The organism is Streptomyces sp. NPDC057654 (genome assembly GCF_042800135.1).
Lineage (GTDB): Bacteria > Actinomycetota > Actinomycetes > Streptomycetales > Streptomycetaceae > Streptomyces.
In genome coordinates this window covers 1-6,000 of the sequence record NZ_JBHVHQ010000526.1, presented here as the reverse complement: position 1 = coordinate 6,000, position 6,000 = coordinate 1, and the positions used below count along the sequence as shown (strand labels likewise).

General features: G+C 74.7%; 6 protein-coding genes and 2 pseudogenes. 4 read left to right on the top strand and 4 right to left on the bottom strand.

Features of this window, described 5'->3' with window-relative positions:
- Nucleotides 1-250, top strand: a pseudogene (locus ACFU99_RS29750) (hypothetical protein); the annotation flags it as partial.
- A 21-nt stretch (nucleotides 251-271) separates the two neighbouring features.
- Here ACFU99_RS29750 and ACFU99_RS29745 read toward each other — a convergent pair.
- Nucleotides 272-736, bottom strand: a complete 465-nt coding sequence (locus tag ACFU99_RS29745; RefSeq protein WP_384397891.1) for a hypothetical protein — start codon at nucleotides 734-736, stop codon at nucleotides 272-274.
- 140 nt (nucleotides 737-876) lie between these two features.
- The gene (locus ACFU99_RS29740; protein WP_384397889.1) at nucleotides 877-1,647 is read right to left on the bottom strand and encodes an IclR family transcriptional regulator; all 771 of its coding nucleotides are present in this window, start codon (nucleotides 1,645-1,647) and stop codon (nucleotides 877-879) included.
- 124 nt (nucleotides 1,648-1,771) lie between these two features.
- Between ACFU99_RS29740 and ACFU99_RS29735 the strand changes: the two genes are divergently transcribed.
- Nucleotides 1,772-3,304, top strand: a complete 1,533-nt coding sequence (locus tag ACFU99_RS29735) for an aldehyde dehydrogenase (NADP(+)) (RefSeq protein WP_384397887.1) — start codon at nucleotides 1,772-1,774, stop codon at nucleotides 3,302-3,304.
- On the opposite strand, the gene ACFU99_RS29730 is transcribed toward ACFU99_RS29735, so the two are convergent.
- Nucleotides 3,301-3,972, bottom strand: coding sequence for a class I SAM-dependent methyltransferase (locus tag ACFU99_RS29730; RefSeq protein ID WP_384397885.1), 672 nt, complete (start codon nucleotides 3,970-3,972; stop codon nucleotides 3,301-3,303). The two genes, ACFU99_RS29735 and ACFU99_RS29730, sit on opposite strands and share 4 nt — an antisense overlap.
- A 130-nt stretch (nucleotides 3,973-4,102) precedes the next feature.
- Here ACFU99_RS29730 and ACFU99_RS29725 point away from each other — a divergent pair, with 130 nt between their 5' ends.
- A complete protein-coding gene (locus ACFU99_RS29725; RefSeq protein ID WP_384397883.1) occupies nucleotides 4,103-4,777 on the top strand; it encodes a GntR family transcriptional regulator in 675 nt (224 codons plus the stop codon).
- Between the two features lie 11 nt (nucleotides 4,778-4,788).
- Here the strand turns inward: ACFU99_RS29725 and ACFU99_RS29720 are convergent, their stop codons facing one another.
- Nucleotides 4,789-5,295 (bottom strand): MarR family winged helix-turn-helix transcriptional regulator, encoded by a 507-nt coding sequence (locus ACFU99_RS29720; protein WP_384397881.1) that lies wholly within the window; start codon nucleotides 5,293-5,295, stop codon nucleotides 4,789-4,791.
- 169 nt (nucleotides 5,296-5,464) lie between these two features.
- Between ACFU99_RS29720 and ACFU99_RS29715 the strand changes: the two are divergent.
- Nucleotides 5,465-6,000: pseudogene (locus tag ACFU99_RS29715) on the top strand (alkene reductase); the annotation flags it as partial.

Here is a 6,000-nt window from a genome sequence, read left to right as displayed (position 1 = left end):
CCCCTGCACCGGCCCCGACGCCGCCCGCGAGGCGATCCTGCGCCCCTTCGCCGGCCAGGGCGCCGCCGGCCGCACCCTCGCCGCCAACTTCACCGTCGTCTCCGGCATGGGCGGCGCCCCCGCCACCCTCGCCGCCGACGCCGCCCACGCCGCATCCCTGGGCGCGGACGAACTGCGGCTCTACCACGCGGGGCTGGCCTCCGACGCCGACCTCGCGGCGGTACGGGCAGCGCTCAAACGGCTCGGCTGACCCGATCCGCGGGCGCCGCGCTCAGCTCTCGTCCCGCGCGGCCGGTTCCGGGAGGGTCGCCAGGCGGCGGCGGTGTTCGGCGCGCAGGGCTATCCCCGTCGCCAGGGCCCCCGCGCCCTCCCACAGGCCCACGCCGATGAAGGGCGTGGGCGCCCGGCCGGAGACCACGGCGAGGGTGAAGACGGCGCAGGTCAGGACGCGGAAGGGGACGGTCCAGATGAAGAATGCGCGCCAGTCGGCGAAGGCCGCCAGCACGTAGTACACGCCCATGTTCAGCGCGGCCATCGACGACGCCGTGATGAACGTCCGCGTGTGGTCGACCGGCGCGCGGTGCGCGGAGCCGAGGGGTTCGAGGCCCATCGCCGCGATCAGCGACTCCGGGGCGACGAGCCCCACCACGCCCAGCAGCGCGGCGAGGGCCCCGAAGACCGCCATGGTCCAGCCGGACGGGGAACGGGGCGTACGAATCGGCGGGAAGCCGGACATGAGGGTACTCCAGGGCGCGATCGGCACGGTGAGCGGGCCGTCGCAACTCCCCCTGGCGCGGCCCGCGTTGATGTGCAGACCTTACGGCGTGCGATCACGCGCCCCGCTACCGGGCGGCTGTCCGCTCCCCTGTACCCGCCTCAGAGCCGCCGCGTTGCCAGCGTCAGCCGGTCGCGGGCGTCGAACAGCGCGTCCTTGATCATCTGCTCGTGCGCCGGGGTCAGCCGGGCCACCGGGACCGAGCAGCTGATCGCGTCGCGCGCCGGGGTGCGGTACGGGATGGCGACGCCGAAGCAGCGCAGGCCCAGGGTGTTCTCCTCGCGGTCCACGGCGTAGCCCTGCTCGCGGACGGCGCGGAGCTCCTCGATGAGCTGCTCGCGGTCGGTGATGGTGTGCTCGGTGAGCGGCGCCAGGGACTCCGGAAGCAGCTTGCGGACCTGCTCGTCGGTGTAGGTGGCGAGCAGCGCCTTCCCCAGCGAGGTGGAGTGGGCGGGCAGCCGGCGGCCGACGCGGGTGAAGGGGCGCAGGTAGTGCTGGGACTGACGGGTGGCCAGATAGACGACGTTGGTGCCGTCGAGGCGGGCGAGGTGGATGGTCTCGGTGGTGTCGTCGGAGAGCCGGTCCAGGGTGGGGCGGGCGGCGGCCACCACCTCGTCGCCGTCGATGTAGGAGGTGCCGACCAGCAGGGCGCGCACGCCGATGCCGTACCGCGTGCCGGTGGCGTCCGTCTCGACCCAGCCCAGCTCGACGAGGGTGCGCAGCAGCATGTACAGGCTGGACTTGGGGTATCCCACGGCCTCCTGGACGGCGGCGAGGCTGTGCATGCCCGGCCGGCCCGCGAAGAATTCGAGCAATTCGACCGTACGGACCGCGGACTTGACCTGGGCTCCGCCCGTCTCGGCAGCTGACATCGCCCTTGACCCCTCTGTTCGACCCGCCATAGAGTCCCCAGAATATTCACCATCAGGGACAGCGTTCAGCATATCGAACAACACCCGGTGTGCGAACCGCAACCAGCAGGAGGAGGAGCCCGCGGTGGCAGCACCAGTGTGGAGCGTCGACCCCCGGACCGGGAAGCAGTACGAGCAGGTCGCCGAGGAAGCGGGCCCGGCCGAGGTGGACCGCGCCGTACGCGCCGCGCACGCCGCCCGGGCGCCGCTCGCCGACCGCGCCGCGCGGGCCGCCCTGCTGCGCGCCGCCGCCGACCTCCTCGACGAGGCGGGCGAGCAGCTGATCGCCGCCGCCGACGCGGAGTCCGCGCTCGGCGCGGGCCGCCTGACCGGCGAACTGGCCCGGACCACATATCAGTTCCGCGCCTTCGCGGACGCCGTGGACGAGGGCGCCTTCCTCGACGTCATCGTCGACCACGCCGACGCCGACGCGAAGCCCGTGCCCCGCCCCGACCTGCGCCGCTACAAGGTGCCGCTCGGCGTCGTCGCCGTCTACGCCGCCAGCAACTTCCCGCTGGCCTTCTCCGTGCCCGGCGGCGACACCGCGAGCGCGCTGGCCGCCGGCTGCCCCGTCGTCGTCAAGGCCCACCCCGACCACCCCGCCACCTCCGAGCTGTGCGGCGCCCTGCTGCGCCGCGCCGCCGTCGCCGCCGGACTGCCCGAGGACGTCGTCGCCGTCGTGCACGGCTTCGACGCGGGCATCGAACTGGTGCGGCACCCACTGGTCGCGGCCGTCGGGTTCACCGGCTCGGTGCGCGGCGGCCGGGCCCTGTACGACGCGGCCGCCGCCCGCCCGCACCCCATCCCCTTTTACGGCGAACTCGGCAGCCTCAACCCGGTCGTCGTCACCCGAGCCGCTGCCGAGGAGCGCGCCGAGCAGATCGGCACGGGGCTCGCCGGGGCCATGACGATGGGCGTCGGCCAGTTCTGCACCAAGCCCGGCCTCGTCCTCGCCCCGGCCGGGGAGTCCGGCGACCGGCTGCTGAAGTCCCTCGCCGACGCCGTCGGCGGCGCGGGCGCGGGCGTCCTGCTCGACGCCCGGATGCGGGACGCCTTCGCCGAGGGCGTACGGGCGCGGGCCGAACTCCCCGGCGTACAGGCCCCGGTGGCCCCGGGCGCGGCGGGCGAGCACACCGTCAGCGCCGGGTTCCTCGCCGTCCCCGCCGACCTCCTCGCCTCCGGCGGCCCGTACGGCGTCCTGCTGGAGGAGTGCTTCGGCCCCGTCACCGTCGTAGCCCGCTACGCCGACGAGGCGGAGATCGGCGCGGTCCTCGGGCAGCTGTCCGGCAACCTCACCGCCACCGTGCACCTCGGCGCGGCGGAGGCCGACGGGACGGCGGGGCAGGGCGCGGAACTGCTCGCCGCGCTCGTACCGCTCGCGGGCCGCGTGCTCGTGGACGGCTGGCCCACCGGCGTCGCCGTCACCGAGGCGCAGCACCACGGCGGCCCGTACCCGGCGACGACCTCCACCTCCACCTCCGTCGGCGCGACCGCCGTCGAACGCTGGCTGCGCCCCGTCGTCTACCAGAACGCCCCGGCCGCCCTGCTCCCGCCCGAACTGCACGACGGCAACCCGCTGGGGCTGCCGCGCCGCGTGGACGGCCGCCGCGAGATCTAAGGGGTCCGGCGCATGATCAGCTGAACTCTGAGGTCCGTGTGGCCGTCGAGCGTGGGCGTGACGTCCCGCCGCTCCTCGGCCACCGCGAAACCGTGCCGGCCGAAGAGTTCGTGGAAGCGCTCCAGCGGCTGGTGCTGGAACGTCCCGCCGTCCTCGATGCGGAAGACGCCGTACGTGCCGGTGCTCGCCTCCTGCGCGCGGTAGCGGTCGCGGCTGCGCTCGTCGGTCTGGAGCGGCACGTCGCTGACGTACACGACGCCGCCGGGCCGCACGAGCCGGGCCAGCTCCGCGACCGCCGACTCCTGCGCGACCGGGTCGGGGGCCGAGGTCAGGACGGCGAAGAGGAGCGCCGCGTCGAACGACGCGTCCGCGAACGGCAGCGCCGGCTCGCCCATCCGGGTCAGACGCAGCTCCGGGTGGTCGGCGAGGCCGCGGGCGATGAGCGCCGCCGACGGGTCCGCGCCCCGCACGTCGCGGTACCCCAATTCGGTGAGCTCCAGGACCAGTCGGCCGTAGCCGCAGCCGTAGTCGAGGACGCGCCCCTCCGTCGGCAGGTAGGCGGCGAGCAGCTCCGGATCCAGCGGGTGGGTGAAGGTGTGGGCGGCGCCGGTGGACTCCCAGTACTGTCGCGTGCGGTCTGCGGGCCGTACGTGACGGGGATGCGTCATGCGCCGGGAGGTTACCGGGAAGCGCGTGGCTCGGGGGAGTACGCCTGTGGTGGCACGCGGCGCCACCCGCTTGGGGCCCTTGCGGCCGGTGCCGGGCGTGGTATGGACCACATAGGTGCACACTGGACATATGTCGCAGGAGAACGCCCCGGTGGACCGGGTCCACGCCGAGCTGCGGGCGCGCGTGCTCGACGGCACCTTCCTCGGCGGCGCGGTGCTCTCGGCGGCGGCCGTCGCCGACCGGCTCGGGGCGGACGCGGACCTGGTTCAAGAGGCGTTCCGGCGGCTGAGCGACGAGGGGTACCTCCAGCTGGTCGCCGAGCGCGGCGCGCTCGTGGTGCCCGTATCGCTGGGGGAGGCCCGCTGCGTGATGGAGGCGCGGCTGCTCATCGAGCTCTTCGCGCTGGACACCGTGGCGGCGCGCGGCCACGACGAGCTGCGCCGGCTGGGCGAGCGGCTGCACGCGGTGGAGGCGGACGTGCCGCTCGGCCCGTCGCCGACGCCCGCGCAGGCCCTCGCCATCGGCCGCGCCTTCCACGCCGGGCTCGTCGAGGCGTGCGGCAACCCTGTACTGGCCTCGATGCACGCCGACCTCTGGGACCGGGGGCTGCGCGTCTCCGCCGCCTCGACCATGGGGCCCGGCCACGCGGCGGACGACATCGCCGAGCACGAGGCCATCGCGCTGGCCATGGGCGCGGGGCACGGCGGCGAGGCCCGCGAACTGCTGCACCGACACATCTCGGCGGTGCTGCGCCGCCTCGGGCTCGGCGACGAGTTCACCCTTCCCCGGCCGGCGGGTACGTAGCGGGCGAGGCTCTATCGGGCCGCCGTCGCCGAGGCGCGGCACAGGTTGCCCTCCACGCGCGCGAGCAGCCGGGCGAATTCGCGCCGCTCGCCGTCGTCGAGCCCGGCGACCGTCTGCTCCTCCAGCTCCCGCCAGACCCGCTCGACGTCGGCGCGCAGCGCATGGCCGGGGCCGGTCGCCTCGACGCGCATCGCGCGCCCGTCGACCGGGTCGGGCGTACGGGCCACCAGCCCGGCCTGTTCCAGGCGCTGCACCATCCGGGTCACCGTCGAGGCGTCCAGCTCCAGCGTCTTGATCAGCTCGGCCTGCCGCTGCGGGCCCTGGTCCCACAGCAGCATCATCAGGAACTCCTGGCCGGGGTGGAGGCCGACGCGGCGCAGCAGCCGGCCCGCGGCGGCGCGGTGCAGGCGGGCGATCCGGGGGATCGCGTGGCTGGTCAGCAGGGGAGCGGCGGTCGAGGGAGCGGCTGCGGCGGAGGCGGCGGAGTCCGTACAGGGAACGTCGTCGGTCGATGTCATGGCGGGCCTCCGGGGCGTACGGGCGTACGAGCGCGCTCTCGGCTTCGAGCGGCTCCCGCCAGATTACGTTGGCCGACCAAGGAATGACCCGCGGCACCGCGCGGTTGTTTGGTTGGCCGACCACGCACCTGGCCTGCCACGCACCTGCCGCACATGCTGGAGGAATTCCGTGACCACCGCCTTCGACCCCCTCGAACTCGGCGCCGTCCGCCTCGCCAACCGCATCGTCATGGCCCCTATGACCCGCAGCCGCGCCTTCGGGCCCGGCGCCACGCCCACCGACTCCGTCGCCACGTACTACGCGCAGCGCGCCTCCGCCGGACTGATCATCACCGAGGGCACCCACCCCTCCGCCGTCGGCCAGGGCTACCCCGACACCCCCGGCCTGCACAGCGCCGCGCAGGTCGCCGCCTGGCGCAAGGTCACCGACGCCGTGCACGGCGCGGGCGGCCGGATCTTCGTCCAGCTCATGCACACCGGACGCATAGGCCACCCCTCCCTGCTGCCGGACGGTCTCGTTCCGGTGGGCGCCTCCGCCGTCCCGGCCGCCGGACAGGTCTACACCCACGAGGGCCCGAAGGACTTCGTCACGCCGCACGTCCTCACCGAGGACGAGATCCGCGCGACCGTCGCCGACTTCGTGAGCGCGGCCCGCAACGCGATCGACGCCGGCTTCGACGGCGTCGAACTGCACGGCGCCAACGG